12 protein-coding genes are annotated in these 14,782 nt (G+C 72.7%); 3 read left to right on the top strand and 9 right to left on the bottom strand.

The window, feature by feature from the left end; genetic code table 11:
* Window positions 1–114 precede the first annotated feature (114 nt).
* Window positions 115–2,334 (top strand): CHASE domain-containing protein, encoded by a 2,220-nt coding sequence (locus VQ03_RS02750; protein WP_048449331.1) that lies wholly within the window; start codon window positions 115–117, stop codon window positions 2,332–2,334.
* 64 nt (window positions 2,335–2,398) lie between these two features.
* Here the strand turns inward: VQ03_RS02750 and VQ03_RS02745 are convergent, their stop codons facing one another.
* The 4 genes from VQ03_RS02745 to VQ03_RS02730 are packed head-to-tail and all read right to left on the bottom strand — an operon-like array spanning window position 2,399 to window position 6,606.
* Entirely contained in the window at window positions 2,399–2,875 is a 477-nt protein-coding gene (locus VQ03_RS02745; RefSeq protein WP_048449330.1) for a hypothetical protein, read from the bottom strand.
* Window positions 2,876–2,917: 42 nt separating this feature from the next.
* Window positions 2,918–4,225: a flavin monoamine oxidase family protein gene (locus VQ03_RS02740; RefSeq protein WP_048449329.1), complete on the bottom strand. Its 1,308-nt coding sequence runs from the start codon at window positions 4,223–4,225 to the stop codon at window positions 2,918–2,920.
* Window positions 4,226–4,229: 4 nt separating this feature from the next.
* Complete coding sequence (locus VQ03_RS02735; RefSeq protein WP_245291938.1) at window positions 4,230–4,784, bottom strand: hypothetical protein; 555 nt, start codon at window positions 4,782–4,784, stop codon at window positions 4,230–4,232.
* Between the two features lie 10 nt (window positions 4,785–4,794).
* A complete protein-coding gene (locus VQ03_RS02730) occupies window positions 4,795–6,606 on the bottom strand; it encodes a hypothetical protein (protein WP_048449328.1) in 1,812 nt (603 codons plus the stop codon).
* Between the two features lie 171 nt (window positions 6,607–6,777).
* On the opposite strand from VQ03_RS02730, the gene VQ03_RS02725 reads away from it, so the two are divergent.
* Complete coding sequence (locus tag VQ03_RS02725; RefSeq protein WP_048449327.1) at window positions 6,778–8,280, top strand: NAD(P)/FAD-dependent oxidoreductase; 1,503 nt, start codon at window positions 6,778–6,780, stop codon at window positions 8,278–8,280.
* Window positions 8,281–8,284: 4 nt separating this feature from the next.
* Here VQ03_RS02725 and VQ03_RS33620 read toward each other — a convergent pair whose 3' ends face one another.
* The 3 genes from VQ03_RS33620 to VQ03_RS02715 all read right to left on the bottom strand — a co-directional run bounded on the left by VQ03_RS33620 (window position 8,285) and on the right by VQ03_RS02715 (window position 10,607).
* Window positions 8,285–8,434, bottom strand: a complete 150-nt coding sequence (locus tag VQ03_RS33620; protein ID WP_167376053.1) for a hypothetical protein — start codon at window positions 8,432–8,434, stop codon at window positions 8,285–8,287.
* Window positions 8,431–8,889: a DUF2243 domain-containing protein gene (locus VQ03_RS02720; RefSeq protein WP_048449326.1), complete on the bottom strand. Its 459-nt coding sequence runs from the start codon at window positions 8,887–8,889 to the stop codon at window positions 8,431–8,433. Before VQ03_RS02720 ends, VQ03_RS33620 begins: the two co-directional genes overlap by 4 nt.
* 86 nt (window positions 8,890–8,975) lie before the next feature.
* On the bottom strand, window positions 8,976–10,607 hold the full coding sequence (locus tag VQ03_RS02715; RefSeq protein WP_048449325.1) for a peptidoglycan-binding domain-containing protein: 1,632 nt from the start codon (window positions 10,605–10,607) through the stop codon (window positions 8,976–8,978).
* Window positions 10,608–11,017: 410 nt separating this feature from the next.
* Between VQ03_RS02715 and VQ03_RS02710 the strand changes: the two genes are divergently transcribed.
* Window positions 11,018–12,184, top strand: a complete 1,167-nt coding sequence (locus VQ03_RS02710; protein WP_048449324.1) for a complex I NDUFA9 subunit family protein — start codon at window positions 11,018–11,020, stop codon at window positions 12,182–12,184.
* Between the two features lie 133 nt (window positions 12,185–12,317).
* Here VQ03_RS02710 and VQ03_RS02705 read toward each other — a convergent pair whose 3' ends face one another.
* Window positions 12,318–13,100: an SDR family oxidoreductase gene (locus VQ03_RS02705; RefSeq protein WP_048449323.1), complete on the bottom strand. Its 783-nt coding sequence runs from the start codon at window positions 13,098–13,100 to the stop codon at window positions 12,318–12,320.
* Between the two features lie 259 nt (window positions 13,101–13,359).
* Entirely contained in the window at window positions 13,360–14,751 is a 1,392-nt protein-coding gene (gene argH / locus VQ03_RS02700) for an argininosuccinate lyase (protein WP_048449322.1), read from the bottom strand.
* Window positions 14,752–14,782 lie beyond the last annotated feature (31 nt).

Genomic DNA, 14,782 nt, shown 5'->3' with positions numbered 1-14,782 from the left:
CCGGCTTCCGCCTCGCGCGCAACTCCCCCAAATCCGGGCCAGGCCGAGCCGACGGCCCCTTCGCCGTCTCCGGCGCCACGGGCATGGCGATGGATCCCCTACGCGATCCTAGCCATGGGCCTGGTCGCGACCGGGCTCGGCACGGCCCTGATCTGGCGCGCGGCCGAGATGCGCGACCGCCTGACCTTCCTCCACGCCACCGACATCGAGCTGCGCTCGGTCGAGGACCAGTTCCGCACCTACACCGCCCTCCTGCGCGGCGGCGCCGGCCTGTTCGCCGCCAACGACGACACCGTCACGCTGGCCCAGTTCCGGGCCTACGTTCAGCGGATCGAGTTCCAGACCCTGTATCCCGGCATTCTCGGCATCGGCTTCACGCCGGCCATCCAAGCCTCCGAACGCGAGCGTTTCGCCGCGAAGGCGGAGACCCTGGGCGTGCCGGGCTTCCGGGTGCGCCCGTCGAGCGACCACCCGGTGCTCAGCCCGGTCCTGTTCGCCGAGCCGCCGAATGCGCGCAACCAGGCGGCCATCGGCTACGACGTGATGTCCGATCCCGTCCGGCGCGACATGGTCGAGCGCGCGCGCGACACCGGCCTGCCGGCCGCCTCGGCGCGGATCCAGCTCGTGCAGGAGATCGACGCGAACAAGCAGGCCGGCTTCCTCGTCGCCATGCCGGTCTATGCCGGCGGGGTCGTGCCCGCCGAACTCGACGAGCGGCGGCGGCGTTACCTGGGCTTCGTCTTCGGGGCCTTCCGGGCGGACGACCTGTTCAACAGCATCGTGGCCGCCGAGGCCGAGCAGGACGCCGCCTTCGCCATCTACGACGGCACGCCGAGCGCGGCGACGCTGCTGCACCGGTCGGCGCGGAATCCGGATGCGGTGGCCGGCCGGCTCACCCGCGAGGCGACGATCGAGCTGGGCGGCCGCGTCTGGACCGTGCGGTTCGAGCAACGCCTCTCGCCACGGCGGGCCTCGGCCCTGCCGGAGATCGGGCTCGTCTGCGGCGGCGGCCTCTTCGCCACGGCCCTGCTGGGCTTCGCGGCATTCCGGCAACGCCGCATCCAGGACGAGATCCGCCGGCTCAACGCCTCGCTCGAAGCCAGGGTCGAGGACCGGACGCGCGACCTCAGGCAAGCCGCCGAGAGCCTGCGGCAGGCCGGCGAGGAGCGCGCCCGCATGGAGGAGGTCCTGCGCCAGTCGCAGAAGATGGAGGCGGTGGGCCAGCTCACCGGCGGCCTCGCCCACGACTTCAACAACCTGCTCGCCGGCATCTCGGGCTCGCTGGAGCTGATCGAGACCCGCATCGGCCAGGGCCGGTCCAAGGACGTCGCGAAGTACATCGCCGCCGCGCAAGGCGCCTCGAAGCGGGCGGCGGCGCTGACCCACCGCCTCCTCGCCTTCTCGCGCCGCCAGACGCTGGCGCCCAAGGCCGTCGACGCGAACCGGCTGGTCGACGGGATGCTCGACCTGATCCAGCGCACCGTCGGCCCGGGCATCGATCTGCGGCATCGGGGGGCGGACGACCTCTGGCCCGCCCTGGTCGATCCCTCGCAGCTCGAGAACTCGCTCCTGAATCTCTGTATCAACGCACGGGATGCGATGCCGGAGGGAGGCAGGATCGTCATCGAGACGGAGAACCGCTGGGTCGACCGCCGGCAGGCCGAGGCGCTGGACGTGCCGGAGGGGCAGTACCTGTCGCTGTGCGTCTCCGATACCGGCACCGGCATGCCCCCGGAGGTCGTCGCCCGGGCGTTCGACCCGTTCTTCACGACGAAGCCGATGGGCGAGGGCACAGGCCTCGGCCTGTCGATGATCTACGGATTCGCCAAGCAGTCGGGCGGGCAGGTGCGGATCGTCTCCGAGGTCGGCGCCGGCACGACGGTCTGCCTGTACCTGCCGCGGCATCGGGGCGAGGCGGATGCGGAGGGGCCCGACCCCGGGAAGCGTCCGATGGCCCATGCCGAGGCGGGCGAGACCGTGCTGATCGTGGATGACGAGCCGACCGTGCGCATGCTCGTCGCCGACGTGCTGAACGACCTCGGCTATACCGCGGTCGAGGCCGCGGACGGGGCGGGCGGCCTGCGGGTGCTCCAGTCGGATGCGCGCGTCGACCTGCTGGTGACCGATGTCGGCTTGCCCGGCGGCATGAACGGGCGCCAGATGGCGGACGCCGCGCGGGTCGGCCGGCCGGACCTGAAGGTTCTCTTCATCACGGGCTTCGCCGAGACCACCCTGCTCGGCAACGGCCAGCTCGAACCCGGCATGGCCGTGCTGACCAAGCCCTTCGCGGTCGAGGCCCTGGCCGCGCGCATCCGCGAGATGATCGCGCCCTGAAAAACTCCGGTCGCGCGGCGAGGCGCCGTTCCGCCTCGCCGCGCCGGAGCGGCAGGCCGACCCGCTACTTCCCCGCCGAAGCGTCGCTCGCCGTCGTGAACGTGCCCTCGAAGCGGCCGCGCTGGGTGTCGGCGGCGCAGGCGATGGTCGAGCGGCCGGGCGCGGCGGCGGGGAAGCGGCAGGAGCCGACGGTCATCAGGGTATCGCGCGTGATGCCGCCATCGGCCGCCTTCACGGAGAGGATCACGGCGCTGACCGGCTGGAGCGCGTCGACGCCGACCTCCTCCTGGCGGTCCTGCGGCATGCCGGTGCCGCTGAAGCTGACCGTGGTGCCGTCGCTCGAGGTGAAGTCGAACGACGTGCGCCGGCCCTGGACCGTGTTGACGATGCTCTCGCCGCAGGTCGGGCTGACGTCCTTGCCGGCGATGACGAGCTTCTCGCAGGTGCCCTTGAGCACGTTGCGGGTGAGCGGCTGGGCGTGGGATTCGACCGTGCAGGACAGGCCGAGGAGCAGAAGGAGGGTGAGGACGCGTGTGAGCATGCGGGGAATGTAGGGATCGCTCGCGTTAAGCCAAATGTGGATTCAGCGGAGCTGGGACGCGATCGCCTCCGCCGCCCGCTCGCCCTCCGCGAAGGCGCCGCCCGCGGTGCCCCATTGCTCGCGCGACAGGGCCTCGCCGGCAAACCAGATCCGCTCGGCGATCACCTCCTTCAGGAGGTCGCGGGCCTTGGTATGGCCCGGCGGCACCACCGCCCAGGAGCCGCGCGACCAGGGGTCGTGGCGCCACTCGGTCACCGCCGGCACGGCGAGGTCACGCAGGGAACCGCGCCCGACCTGCTCGGCCAGGGTCTCGCGCACCAGCCGCCTCGCGCCATCGGCCCCGGCGCGGGCCGCGTCGAGACGGGCGGCCAGGGGCACGTCGAGCTCGAAATAGTGGAACGGCGTGCCGTCGACCCGCGTCAGCAGGCCCGGCGGCTGGAGCCGGCCGCCGATCAGGCTCGCCAGCCGGTCGCGGCCGCGGAACGGCGAGGACGGCCAATGCAGCACCACGTGCTCGTAGATGCCGGTGCGGAAGCCGTCGATCGCCGCGCGGAACGGGACCGGCAGGTCCGGGGCGAAGCGGAGGGCGGGAGCCGGCTCCTGCATCACCATCATCGGGGCGGTGACGAGGGCGGCCCGTGCCCGCAAGGTGCCGCGGCTCCCGAGATCGAGCCGCACCCCCTCCCCCGCCCAGTCGAGGGCGGCCACGGGGGTGTCGAGCGCCACCGGCAGCCCGGCGGCGAGGCGGGCGAGGTAGGCGCCGTAGCCGCCGGCGATGAAGAAGTTGTCGCCGTATTCCATGCTCGGGAAGTCGTGCAGGCTGACCTCGGTGAGCGGCCGGCCCGAGACGAGGCCGTGCACCAGGGCGACCCGACGCCCCCAGGGCCCGAGGCCCGGCGGCAGGGCGGTGGCGGCGGGCCGGTCCTCGCCGTTCAGGCGCGCGCCGTCGGTCATCGCCCGGTCGGCGACGGACCAGGCGCGGCCGAAGGCCAGTTCCTCCGCCGGCCTCCCTGGGCGGCGCCCGATCCAGAGGTGGCTCTCCTGCGCCGCCCGCCGCAGGGGCTCGCCGCGGGCGAACCCCAGCGACACCAGAGGGTTGATCGGCCCGGCATGCAGCCAGTGGGCGCCGAGGTCGACCGGGTGGCCGCGCAAGGCGGTGGTGACGGTGCGGCCGCCGAGCCGCGGGCGGGCCTCCAGCACCGCCACCGACAGGCCGCGGGCGAGGAGCCGGCGCGCCGCGCCGATCCCGGCGGCCCCGGCACCGATCACCGCGACATCGGGCTCGGCGGGCAAGGCCGCGAGAGGCGGGATGCTGGTCGGGCTCAAGTGCTCGTGTGCGGCGCGCGGCATCCCATCACCCCTTGTTCGCTTCGATTCCGGCCGCCGCCGCGATCCCGTCGAGCCAGCGGGTCAGCCGCGCGTGGCTCGTCGCCGGGACGGGGCAGCCGACTTGGCTGCGGATGTAGAGCGCGAGGCTGGAGCGGCCCTCGCCGCGGCCGACGATCTCGACCGTGACGGTGTCGGGGCAGCGCAGCCACGCGGTGCGGGCGACGTAGCGGTCCTGCTCGCCCCAGCGGTCGGTGAAGACCAGATCCGTGTGCGGCTGACGCCCGGCCACCGCCCGGACGATCTCGCGCAGGCGGGCGCCCGCCGCGGCGAAGTCCGGCGGCACCGCGTCGGCCTGGGCCAGGGGGCAGATATCGGCCGCGCAGGCCAGCGCGTCGCTCCGGGACGGCGCGCGCCGCAGGGCGGCGAAATCGACCGGGCCGAGATCCGGCGGGCCGAACAGGGCGATCCAGACCTCCTCGATGCCCCCGGGCTCCTCGCCGCGGGCGACCGCCAGTGCTCCCGCAGCCAGACCCGCGAGGAGGAGGGCGAGAAGCGAGAATGCCGCGAGCCGCCCGATCACGCGAACCCCCTCACAGCGCCGGCCGGAGGCGCCAGACCCGCAAGGGGGTGTCCCGCACCGGGACCGGCTCCAGCCCGGGCAGGGTGGTCGCGCCGCGCGCGAGACGCTCGGCGAGGCTCGTCGCCTCGCCCGGCTCCGCGGGGGATGCGCAAGCCACGATGTAGTCCGCCCCGACCCGGGCAGCCACCTTCGGCAGGGCCTCCGCGTCCTTGAACGCCTCGATCGAGGCGGCGAGGCCGGGCAGCGCCCGGTGATAAGGCGCCGCGACGACGGCGTGGTGACTGTGCAGGAGCAGGCTGGGCCCGAGATCGATCGCCGCGAGGATCAGCCCCTGCGGCAGGACGTCGAGGGCGGCGACGGCCCGGCGGGCGCTGCAATCCTGCCAGGCGGCGTGTCCCGCCTCGAACGTCTTGTCCCGGCCGGCGAGGGCCTGCGGCACCGATGCGGCGAAGAGCCAGACCTTGCCGCACAAGGCGAGGCTCAGGGCGAGGGCGGCGACGCGGCGGCCCGATCCCGCCTCGGGCACGCGCAGGAGCGCGGCCGCCCGATCGAGGACCGGACCGGCCACCAGGGGCACGAAGGCGCCGGCGACGTAGAGACCGCGGAACTGCGCCGTGCCCAGGAAGACGCCGAGCCAGAGCGCCCCGGCGGCGGCGGCCATCAGGCGCCTTTGCCCGGCCTCGCGCCCGCGCCACGCCCACAGGCTCGCCGCGACGGCGCCGATCAGCACCGGCACTTCGCTGGCGAGGACGACGCCGGGGGCGATCCGGGCGAGCCGCCAGGCCGGGAACATCTCCCGCACCTCCAGCAGCCAGTCCCGCCGCACGAGGTCGGGCATGCCGGTGAACGGCCCGGCGGCGCAGGCCGGGAACAGGACGAGGAAGCCGCCGGCCGCGAGGCCGCCGCCGGCCGCGAGAAGCACGAACCGCGTGCGCCGCTCCCCGGCGACGAGCGCCGCCGCCGCGGCGGTGACGGCGGCCGATGCGGCCAGCCACAACCAGGGCGGCGACAGGGCGTCGCAGGCGGTCGCGCCCCGGAGCGCCGGGGCGGTCTGAACGAGGAAGAGCGCGGGGGCGACGAGCCCGAGGGCGAGACCGAAGCCGAGGAAGGGCGGCAGGGCGGAGCGCCCGTCGCGCAGCCAGGACCCGGCGAGGACGAGGCCGGCGGCGGCGATGAACGGCAGCGCCTCGAGCCCGATCGCCAGCGAGAATGCGGCCAGCGCTCCGGCCAGCGCGCCGTCCCGCCCCGTCGGCGCCGGCCGGGCGAGACTGAGGACGAGGGCGAAGATCGCGCAGATCTGGACGTTGTGGTGGTCGATCCGTCCGGGCGCGAACAGGCCGGTGACGACGATCGACTGGGTCGTGGCGAACAGCGCGAAGGCGGCGGCGCGCCAGCCGAAGGCGCGGCGTATCCCGCGATAGAGGATCGCGGCGTAGAGGCCGAGCAGCAGCAGCGGCCACAGGATCGCGGCGATCCCCTCCGCCAGGACGGGCCCGGCGAAGGGCCGCGCCAGGAGGATCAGGCCGGCGATCGGCGCGTCGACGAAGCGCGACCAGTGCATCGGCGGCGCGCCGGCGTGGCGGTGCTGGGCGAGGTCGAACCAGGGCTGGCCGGCCAGAAGGTCGCGCACCTGCACCAACCGCATGGCGTCGTCGCTGTCCGGCAGCCGCAGGTCGCGCAGGACGGCCTGGAGGTCGGGCCAGGACAAGACCCCCACCGCGCCCGCCGCGACGATGAGCCAGACCAGGGCCGGCCGCGCGAGGAGGGAGCGCTGCGTCGCCTCGGGTCCGGATCGGGCCTGGGGCAGCGGGGCGGCGAGCATGGCGGGATCCTGGGCCTGGAGGACAGCCGGGTGGTCCCGGTTCGCATGGGCGCCCTTACCCTCCGGTTAGCGGGGCCGGTTGAGCGGTTCTTTACCATCCGGCGGTAAGGCTTCGGGGAGAGTCCCGTCTCCAGCGGAAGCGGCCGTGACGGCCCCGGAGTTGCCCGAGCGATGAGCCTTCACACCGAGACGCTGGTGATCGGCGCGGGACCGGCAGGCCTGACCACCGGGTACATGCTGGCCAAGGCCGGCCGCGACGTCGTGGTGCTGGAGCGCGACCCGGTCCAGGTCGGCGGCATCAGCCGCACGGTCGCCTACAAGGGCTTCCTGTTCGACATCGGCGGCCACCGCTTCTTCTCGAAGTCCAAGGACGTGGTCGATCTCTGGAACGAGATCCTGCCGGACGACTTCATCGAGCGGCCGCGCCTGTCACGGATCTATTACAAGGGCAAGACCTACGCCTATCCGCTCAGGGCCTTCGAGGCCCTGCGCAACCTCGGCCTCCTCGAGAGCGCGGCCTGCGTCGCCTCCTATCTCTGGGCCCGGGCCCGGCCGATCCCGGAGCCGAAGAGCTTCCACGAGTGGGTCCGCAACCAGTTCGGCGAGCGGCTGTTCTCGATCTTCTTCAAGACCTACACCGAGAAGGTGTGGGGCATGTCCTGCGACGAGATCTCGGCCGATTGGGCCGCGCAGCGCATCAAGGGGCTCGACCTCGGCGCCGCGATCCGCGACGGGCTCAGGCGCTCGCTCAGGCTCAACCGGCCGGCGGCGTCCGACGGCACGGCCATCAAGACGCTGATCGAGTCGTTCCGCTATCCCCGCCGCGGCCCCGGCATGATGTGGGACGCCGCCGCGAGCGCGATCCGGCGCAAGGGCGGCCGGATCCTCCTCGACCGGCGGGTCGACGCCCTGTCGTACGATCCCGGCACCCAGCTGTGGACGGTGAGCGCGCGGCGCGAGGGCGGCGGCCGGGAGACCTTCACGGCCCGCAACGTCGTCTCCTCGGCGCCGATCCGCGAGCTCGTCGGCGCCATCCGCCCGGCGCCGTTGAGCACCTTCCAGGCCCGCAGCCTGCGCTACCGCGACTTCCTCACCGTGGCGCTGATCGCGCGTGCCAAGGACAGCTTTCCGGACAACTGGATCTACGTCCATGATCCTGCGGTGAAGGTCGGGCGGGTGCAGAACTTCCGCTCCTGGTCGCCCGAGATGGTGCCGGACGAGGCCTATACCTGCCTCGGCCTCGAATATTTCTGCTTCGAGGGTGATGGGCTGTGGAACGCGCCGGATTCGGAGCTGATCGCGCTGGCCCGCCGTGAGATCGGCCTGATCGGCCTCGTCGATCCCGCCAGCGTGGTCGATGCCTGCGTGGTGCGCCAGCCCAAGGCCTACCCGGTCTACGACGACGCCTACCGCACCCACGTGGCGACGATCCGCCGGGACCTGGAGCGCAGCTATCCGAGCCTCCACCTCGTCGGCCGCAACGGCATGCACAAGTACAACAACCAGGACCACGCCATGATGACCGCGATGCTGACGGCGCGGAACATCCTGCTCGGCGAGCGGCGCTACGACGTGTGGAACGTCAACGAGGATGCCGAATACGCCGAGGACGGCATCTCCGGAGCCCGGGACGCCCTGGGCAGCGAGCGGATGGTGCCGCGCAGGGTGGCGTGAGCCGTCACGAGGCCGTCCGACCCGGGCCGCAGCGCAGACTCAGGAGTTCGTCCAGGGTCGGGTCGAACCCGGTGGCGAAGCGGCCCCAGGCCGGCGCCGTCGCGGCCGCGAGCGCCAGCGCGAGGAGAACCCACGGCAGCGCCGCGCGCCTCATCGCCGCCCCCGCAGGAGCAGACCGCCCGCCGCCGCCATGGCGGCGCCCCAGGCCAGGAAGCCGGCATCCCACCACGGCCAGTCCTGCCGCGGCACCGTCTCGTTGACGTGGTGGACGCCGAGGAGCTGGTGGTCGATCACGCCCTCGACCAGGTTGAACGACGCCCAGCCGAGGAGCGCTGCGCCCGCCAGGCGGCGGCCGTCGAAGGGACCGCCCCGGCGCCAGAGCAGGAACACGCCGAGCACCACGAGCACGTAGGTGGCGCTGTGGAAGTAGCCGTCCCAGCGGGTGTTGAGCGCGAGGGCTTCGAGCGAGGTGATCGGGTACCAGCTGCTCAGCATGTGGTGCCATTGCAGCAGCTGATGCAGCACGATCCCGTCGAAGAACCCGCCCAGGCCGAGGCCGATCAGCAGGCCGGGCAGAAGGCTGGGGCCAGTTCGCGTGAGCGCCGTCATATCGGGCGAACGAGATCGAACTATCTCCGTTCCGCGGCTGGCGGCCGCTCCGGAGCCTCGAGGCCGACGTCTCGTCGTCGCGGCGCCTACCGGGCCGCCATCGGCTGCTTGGCCGGAGGAGGCGGGATCAGCCGCTCGATCTGCGCCGGGGAGAGCCGGCCGGTGGGCTCCGCGCCGATCCCGCGCTGGTACTTCGCGATCGCCGCCCGGGTCTCCTCACCCGGCCGCCCGTCGGTCTTGCCGGCGTAATGCCCCGACCGAGCCAGGGCCTGCTGGATCCTCCGCCACTCCTCCGGCTGCAACGCCGCCTCGGTCCGCAGCGGCGGGGCCGGCACGGTGGCCGCGGGAGCGGCCGGCTCCGTGCTGCCCGGCCCGGCGAGCGCCACCTTGAGCGCGGCGATCCGGGTCTTGATCTCGGACAGGGTTCGGCCTGCCTCGCTGGCGTCGCTGGCGAGATCGGTGAGATGCGTCCGCTCCCGGGACAGCTGGTCGCGGGCGGCCTCGATACCGCGCGACGTCTCCTCGAACCCGACGAGCGTGACCCCGATCCGGCCGATCGCCTCGTGGTTGTCCTGCGCCGTCCGGCCGAGCTCGGAGAGGCGGTCGCCGACCTGCCGGATCTCCGCCTCGCCCTCGGCCCGGACGGCGTCCAGCCGGCCGGCCTGCTCGGTGATCGCGGCGCGCAAGGCCGTCAGGTCGCTCCGTGCGGCATCGACCTCCGTTTGGGCGGCGTCCAGCGTCTCGCGCTGCCCGGCGACCTGCGCCCGCAGAGCCGCCGCCTCCCGGCTCGCCGCCTCGATTCCCGCCCGGGCCTCGGCCGCGGCGGCATCGGCCGAGGCCTTGGCCGCCTCGGCTTCCCGACGGCGCTCCTGACCGGCTTCCGCCGCGAGGCGCAGGCGCGCGACGGAGGCACCGACGAGGTGGAGTTCGTCCCGGCGCTGGAGGACGGCCCGGTCGAGCGCCTCCATCTCGGCGCCGAGCCGGCGCGACCGCGCCGCGAGATCGCGCCCTTCCGCCTCGCCCTCTCCCGAGGCGGCGGGGCGGACGCTCCCCTGGCCGGGAGCCTCGACTCCGATGCCGGGGCCGCGCAGGGTCCGGCCGGCCTGCGCGAGCAGCGTCTCGACGGAGACAGCAGCCTCGTCGCCCGAGAGAAGGACGGTCGCTCCCGCGAGGACGACGAGGGCCGCGGCGGCCATGGCGGCGCGCAGGCCGCGATTGCGGACTGGCCGCGCCGCCGGGACGGCCAGCAGGGGCACATCACCGGGCCGATCCCCATCCGCCCCCGGCACGGTCCCCGGAATGCAGCCCGCATCGCGCAGGTTGATCAGGATCTGCACGCAGCCCTGCAGCTCACGCAAGGTGACGAGCAGGCATTCCTTGTCCTCCTGACGCAGCATGCTGAGCGGCAGGGCATGCCCGCCCTCGATCGTTGCCCCGAGATTGGAGTCGATGTAGCGGGAATACACCGGGTGCTGCAGCAGACACCGCGCGATGACTGTGTACTTGCTGCGGATCGCGTAGAAATTGTCGTCCTGGAAACCGTTATTGATGAAGCGCGCGACGTCCACCAGCTCCGCCAGCTCGCCGGCCAGGACTTCGAGATCGTCGCGGGGGCGGTCGGAGAGGCCGGATCGCTTCCTGGCGGGACGCCGCAGGAGCCAGTACATCATTGCGAACAAAACCAGGCCGGCGAAAGCCGCGGCAATCGCCAGATTCACGCCCGATATCATGACCCATTCCCCCATCCAGTCGTCTTTTTATCATATTCATGGTAGATAACTATAGGTCATTTTCAAGGATATTTTCATAAAAATCGCACATCCCGGCGCTTCCGGCCACGCTTCGCGGCGATCGGGAGTTCCAGGAAAGACGCCGCGCGAGAAAGTGCCCTGCGATCGTGGCACCCCGGGGGGAGAGCCTGGGGAGGCATGCCGGGGCGGTCTCCCGGTCGCAACCCGGGCGGGTACGGCGCAAAGCGCTTCACAGGGCCCGTCCCCTCGACTAAGGAGCCGGCAAGAACCTTCGGCCAAGAGAGCCCAAGCCAAGACCGGCCAAGCCAAGACCGCCCAAGCCGAGACCGGCCAAGCCAAGCCGTTCCAGCCGAGACTCGCGGAAGGACCCCACCACCATGACCGGCTTCGACCATGTCGGCCTGACCCGACCCGCCTCGCAGCTCGTGACCGTGTTCGGGGGGTCGGGCTTCCTCGGCCGCCACGTGGTGCGGGCCCTGGCCAAGCGCGGCTACAGGATCCGGGTGGCGGTGCGCCGGCCCGACCTCGCCCAGTTCCTCCAGCCCCTCGGCCGCGTCGGCCAGATCGTCGGCGTGCAGGCCAACCTGCGCAACCCGACCTCGATCGCCCGGGCGGCGGAGCATGCCGACATCGTGGTCAACCTCGTCGGCATCCTGCAGGAGAGCGGCAGCCAGAGCTTCCAGCGCCTCCAGGCGGACGGCGCCGCCGAGGTCGCCCGGGCCGCCGCCGCGGTCGGCGCCCCGCTGGTGCACGTCTCGGCGCTCGGCGCCGACGCGAACTCGGCCTCGGCCTATGCCCGCTCGAAGGCGGTCGGCGAGGCCGGCGTGTTCGAGGCGCGACCCGACGCGATCGTGTTCCGCCCCTCGATCGTCTTCGGGCCGGGCGACAGCTTCTTCAACCGCTTCGCGTCGCTCGCCCGGATGCTGCCGGTGCTGCCGCTGGCCGGGGCCGAGGCGCGGATGCAGCCGGTCTTCGCCGGCGACGTCGCCGAGGCGATCGCCCGGGCGGTCGAGGGTCAGCTCCAGGGCGGCCGGATCTACGAGCTCGGCGGGCCGGAGATCCTGACCCTTCAGCAGCTCGTCGAGTACACCTTGAAGGTGACGATGCGCAGCCGCGTGGTGGTGCCGCTGCCGGCCCCGGCCGCCCGGCTCCAGGCCCGCGTGATGGAACTCGCCGACACCCTGACGCTCGGCCTCCTGCCCGACACCCTGAAGCTCACCCGCGACCAGGTCACCCTGCTCCAGAGCGACAACGTCGTGTCGGAGGCGGCGAAGGCCGAAGGCCGCACGATCGAGGGCATCGGCATCGCCCCGACGGCGATCGAGGCGGTGGTGCCCGGCTATCTCTGGCGCTTCCGCAAGGCCGGCCAGTTCGCCACCGGCCGCGGCACCCCCGACATGGCCGCGACCCCCGACCTGATGGCTCCCGAGCCGATGGGCCAGGGCTCGCAGCACCATCCGGGCGATGCCAGCGGCCCGGCGGTGGGGCAGCTCGCCGCGGGTGCGGGCCCGGCGCCGGGGGTGCGGTGGGGCAAGCGGCAATAGGCGATCAGACTCGGACAAGGTCGAACACGAGAAAGGGCGGTCCCGCGGGGCCGCCCTTTCTCGTCTCGCTCCACCCCGTTACGGAACCGTCGGGGAGAGAAGGCCGGACGAAGACCGTCCAGCCCCCGAAGGCTCAGATCGACCGCACGGCTCCACCATCCACCCGGATCATGCTGCCGGTGACGTAGGAGGCGCGCTCGGAGGCCAGGAAGCACGCCACGTCGGCGAATTCCTGCACGCGGCCGTAGCGCTTGGCGGGGATCGCCGCGCGGGCGGCCTCGGCGATCTCCTCGCGCGACTTGCCTTGTGCCTTGGCGTTGGCGGTGTCGAGCTCGCCGGTGCGGTCGGTCTCGATCCGGCCGGGCAGGATCATGTTGACGGTGACGCCCTCGGCCGCGACCTCGGAAGCCAGCGTCTTGGCCCAGCCGGCGATCGAGGCGCGCAGCGCGTTCGACATCACGAGGTTCGGGATCGGCTGCTCGACGCCGCTCGACGCGACGACCAGGATGCGGCCGAACCCGGCCTGGCGCATGCCCGGCAGGACGAGCCCGGCGAGGCGGAAGACCGGGGTCACCATCGCCTCGAACTGGGGCGTCCAGGCCTCGGGCTGCACGGTCAGCGCGGTGCCGGCCGGCGGACCGCCGGTATTGGCGACCAGGATGTCGACCCCGCCGAGATGCTCCTGCGCCGCGGCGTAGATCGCCTCGACATTCTCCTTCAGGCTCCCGACGAAGGCGTAGGCGCGGCCCTGGCCGCGGGCGTTGATCGCCGCCACCGCCTCGTCCAGGCGCTCGGCGGTGCGGGCGGTGAGCAGCACGTCCGCGCCCTCGGCCGCCAGGGCCTCGGCGATGCCGCGGCCGAGGCCGCGGCTGGACGACAGGACGAGGGCGCGCTTGCCCTTGAGACCGAGATCCATGGTGGGTCCTCCCGTGATGGTCGAGCTTGTTCGGAACGGTCAGGCACTAACACGAGCGCTCGTTCCCTCCCACCCACACCCTCATCCTGAAGCGCTGGCGATCATAGATCGCACGCGATCGAAGATCGCCGAGCCTCGAAGGAGGGGGTGAGGGAGCACTGAGGGTTCTGGAGCCCTCCCGCGAGGTGTCGGTCGATCCTGGATCGACCGACACCTCGGGATGAGGTTGCGGATGGGACGAGCGAGGCCAAAAAGCCGCTCAGGCCGTCTCGCCGGCCAGGCGCTCCAGCCAGGCCTCGGCCTGCGCCCGCACGTTGTCGGGCGCCGTGCCGCCGTAGCTGGTGCGGCTCTTCACCGAGTTCTCGACGCCGAGAACCGCGAAGACCGCATCGGTGATGCGCGGCTCCTCCGCCTGCATCACCGCCAGCGGCAGCGCCTCCAGCCCGATGCCGCGGGACGAGGCTTCGCCGACGAGGCGGCCCGTGACGTGATGGGCATCGCGGAACGGCAGGCCGAGCTCGCGCACCAGCCAGTCGGCGAGGTCGGTGGCGGTGGCGTAGCCGGAGCCGGCCGCGACCGTCAGGACGTCCGGCACGGGCTCGAGATCCCGCACCATGCCGGCCATCGCGGCGAGGCACAGAGAGAGGGTCTGGAGCGCGTCGAACGTGCCCTCCTTGTCCTCCTGCATGTCCTTCGAATAGGCGAGCGGCAGGCCCTTCATGACGATGAGCAGGCCCGACAGGGCGCCGATGATCCGGCCGGACTTCGCCCGCACCAGCTCGGCGGCATCGGGATTGCGCTTCTGCGGCATGATCGAGGAGCCGGTGGTGAACCGGTCCGACAGCTTGACGAAGCCGAACTGGGCCGAGGTCCAGACCACGATCTCTTCCGCGAACCGCGACAGGTGCACCGCCGCGATCGCCGCGGCCGAGAGCGCCTCCAGGGCGAAGTCGCGGTCGGCCACCGAATCGAGGGAGTTCGCCGTCGGCCGGTCGAAGCCGAGGCTCGCCGCCGTGGCGTGGCGGTCGATCGGGAACGAGGTGCCGGCGAGCGCGGCCGCGCCGAGCGGGCATTCGTTGAGGCGGGCGCGGGCGTCGCGGAACCGGCCGCGGTCGCGGTTCAGCATCTCGACATAGGCCAGGAGATGATGGCCGAAGGTGACGGGCTGGGCCGATTGCAGGTGGGTGAAGCCCGGCATCACCGTGCCGGCATGCGTCAAGGCCAGCTCGGCCATGGCCTGCTGCAGGTCGGCGGCCTGGCCGTCGAGGGCGTCGAGGGTATCGCGCACCCACAACTTCATGTCGGTGGCGACCTGGTCGTTGCGCGAGCGCGCGGTGTGCAAGCGGCCGGCCGAGGGGCCGACGATCTCGCGCAGGCGGCTCTCCACGCTCATGTGGATGTCTTCCAGCTCGCGGCGGAACGCGAAGGTCCCGGCCTCGATCTCGCCCTGCACGGTCTTGAGCCCGGCCTCGATCTTCGCCACATCCTCGGCCGGCAGGATCCCCGCCTTGCCCAGCATCGCGACATGGGCGAGCGAGCCCCGGATGTCCTGGGGGGCGAGGCGCTTGTCGAAGCCGATGGAGGCGTTGATCTCCTCCATGATCTCGGCGGGGCCGCTCGCGAAGCGCCCGCCCCACATCCGGTTGCTCATGTCCTCACCTCGCCTCGCATCCTCGCGGACC

The organism is Methylobacterium tarhaniae, assembly GCF_001043955.1.
GTDB classification, from domain to species: Bacteria; Pseudomonadota; Alphaproteobacteria; order Rhizobiales; family Beijerinckiaceae; genus Methylobacterium; species Methylobacterium tarhaniae.
Note: the sequence above shows the minus strand (reverse complement) of the source record. Positions and strands in the feature narration are given on the sequence as shown.